Genomic DNA, 1424 nt, shown 5'->3' with positions numbered 1-1424 from the left:
GAAAAAGATTTAGGACACTATAGAAAGGCCTATACAAAAAGTGAACTCTTAATTGAAAACACACCAGACAATCCATTTCAATTATTTAAAGAATGGTTTAACGATGTAGATCTGTGTTTTCCAGATCACGAAACCAATGCTATGACGCTCTCGACAATAGGTGTCGATGGATATCCAAAAAACAGAATTGTTTTATTGAAAAAGTTTACAGTGGATGGTTTTGTGTTTTATACTAATTATGAAAGTACTAAAGGAAAGGCGATTGCTAAAAACCCGAAAGTAAGTGTGTCTTTTTTCTGGGAAGGAGCAGAGCGGCAAGTGATTATTCGGGGTATAGCTGAAAAAGTATCGGATGCTGAAAGTGATGCCTACTTTAATACGCGCCCAAGAGGCAGCCAACTGGGAGCGATGGCCTCCAATCAAAGTCAGGTTATTGCATCAAGAGAAAGCTTAAAAAGTAAAGTAGACGCTTTAGAAAAGCAATACGAGGGTAAAACTTTAACGCGTCCAGTCTATTGGGGTGGTTATATTATAAAACCTAACGTAATAGAATTCTGGCAAGGCAGACCTAATAGATTACACGATCGTGTAGATTATGTTTTAGGTGAGAATTATGAGTGGAATAAGAGCCAATTAGCGCCATAGTAAAAAAGGATTAGTACAATTTAAAAAACAACGACGAACGACATATTAAATCAGTCAAAACACCCGAATAGGTCGTCACTAAGTACGTTTAAACGGTGTTTGACCAAAAAATCGGATGAAATACGTGTTTTTAATCGATTTTAACATTCCATTAACATATTTTAAGTAACGCTCATAGTATATTTAAGTCCCCGAACCTAAATAATATATTATGAAACAATTATTTAACCTACTATTTGTAACCTGTCTATTAGCTTTTACAACATCATGTTCAACAGACAATGGCGAGGAATTTGAAGCAACTTACAGTGATAACATCACTATACCAGAAGCTAAAACTATCGAAATTACTATTATGGAGCTTATAAACGCCCATAGAATTAAAATAGGTTTAAACACGCTTAATCACAATGAATTAATAAAAGGACAAGCCTTTTCTCATACTGATTATATGATTGTAAATAATAATGTATCACATGATAATTTCTACTCTAGAAAGTATTATTTGCAAGATTATGAAAATGCTGTTCAAGTAGCAGAAAATGTAGCATATGGATATTCAAATGCAGAATCTGTTGTTAATGCGTGGTTAAATAGTGATGGGCATAGAGGTAATGTTGAAGGAGATTTTACCGATTTCGATGTGTCTGCAGAGAAAGATGAACAAGGAAAATGGTATTTCACTAATATCTTTATAAAAAAATAAATAATAGTTTACTTATATGTCGAAGAGCCGAGTTTTATAATTCGGCTCTTTTTTTATGTCTAAGTCATACCTT

General features: G+C 33.6%; 2 protein-coding genes. Both read left to right on the top strand.

Annotation, left to right across the window (positions count from 1 at the left end; translation table 11 throughout):
* A partial coding sequence (pdxH, locus tag ES677_RS15075; RefSeq protein ID WP_246124589.1) for a pyridoxamine 5'-phosphate oxidase occupies nt 1–645 on the top strand: 645 nt, incomplete at its 5' end.
* A gap of 211 nt (nt 646–856) precedes the next feature.
* A complete protein-coding gene (locus ES677_RS15070) occupies nt 857–1351 on the top strand; it encodes a CAP domain-containing protein (protein ID WP_148370265.1) in 495 nt (164 codons plus the stop codon).
* Nucleotides 1352–1424 lie beyond the last annotated feature (73 nt).

The organism is Bizionia gelidisalsuginis (assembly GCF_008086185.1).
In the GTDB taxonomy this organism is placed as follows: domain Bacteria; phylum Bacteroidota; class Bacteroidia; order Flavobacteriales; family Flavobacteriaceae; genus Bizionia; species Bizionia saleffrena.
The sequence above is the reverse complement of the archived record's forward strand: the minus strand, read 5'-3'. Positions and strand labels throughout refer to the sequence as shown.